The sequence below is a fragment of the Saccharothrix deserti genome (genome assembly GCF_009769385.1).
Classification (GTDB): Bacteria; Actinomycetota; Actinomycetes; order Mycobacteriales; family Pseudonocardiaceae; genus Actinosynnema; species Actinosynnema deserti.
The window spans coordinates 1-1,155 of sequence record NZ_VKAB01000154.1 but is presented as its reverse complement, the minus strand read 5'-3'; the positions used below and the strand labels follow the sequence as shown (position 1 = coordinate 1,155).

1 protein-coding gene is annotated in these 1,155 nt (G+C 68.3%); it reads left to right on the top strand.

Annotated features, from left to right (window positions below; translation table 11 throughout):
* Window positions 1-36 precede the first annotated feature (36 nt).
* A partial coding sequence (locus tag FM051_RS49970; RefSeq protein ID WP_238413276.1) for a rhamnogalacturonan lyase occupies window positions 37-1,155 on the top strand: 1,119 nt, incomplete at its 3' end.

Here is a 1,155-nt window from a genome sequence, read left to right as displayed (position 1 = left end):
GGCCCTGGCCCGTCGGATCCGACGGGGCGTAAGCAGGTGGAGCGGTTGGATCGCGGTGTGGTGAGTGTGCGGTCGGGCGGTGGCAACCTGGTGAGCTGGCGGTTGTTGGCCGGTGATCCGCAGAACGTGTCGTTCAACGTGTACCGGGGTGGCACGAAGGTGAACTCCTCGCCTGTCACGGCGTCGACGAACTACCTGGACGGCGGTGCGGCGGCGGACGCGTCCTACACCGTGCGGGCGGTGGTGAACGGGACCGAGCAGCCTGCGTCGCCGGCCTCCCTCTCGTTCGGCGCGGGGTATCGGGACGTGCCGATCCAGTCGCCGGGCAGCGGGTATGTCGCGAACGATGCCAGTGTCGGCGATCTGGACGGTGACGGGGACTACGAGTTCGTGCTGAAGTGGGATCCGGACAACGCGAAGGACAACTCGCAGTCGGGTGTGACCGGGAACGTGTTCATCGACGCCTACCGGGTCGACGGTACCCGGTTGTGGCGGATCGACCTGGGTCGCAACATCCGGGCGGGGGCGCATTACACGCAGTTCCAGGTGTACGACTACGACGGTGACGGCAGGGCCGAGGTCGCGATGAAGACCGCGGACGGCACGCGTGACGGCCGGGGCACGGTGATCGGCAACGCCTCCGCCGACCACCGCAACTCGGGCGGCTACATCCTGACCGGTCCGGAGTTCCTGACCGTGTTCAACGGTGAGACCGGTGCCGCGATGTCCACGGTGAACTACGACCCGCCGCGCGGCAATGTCTCCTCCTGGGGTGACGATTACGGCAACCGGGTGGACCGGTTCCTGGCGGGCACCGCGTACCTGGACGGCGTCCGGCCGTCGTTGATCATGGCGCGTGGTTACTACACGCGTGCGGTGGTCGCGGCGTGGGACTTCCGCAACGGGCAGTTGGTCAAGCGGTGGACGTTCGACTCGAACGCCTCCGGCAACGGCGGGTACGCGGGTCAGGGCAACCACTCGCTGTCCGTGGGCGACGTGGACCAGGACGGTCGGGACGAGATCGTCTACGGCGCGGCGACCATCGACGACAACGGCCGCGGCCTGTGGACCACGGGTCTCGGCCACGGTGACGCGGGGCACCTGGGCGACCTCGACCCGTCCCGACCCGGCCTGGAGTACTTCAAGGTCTCGGAG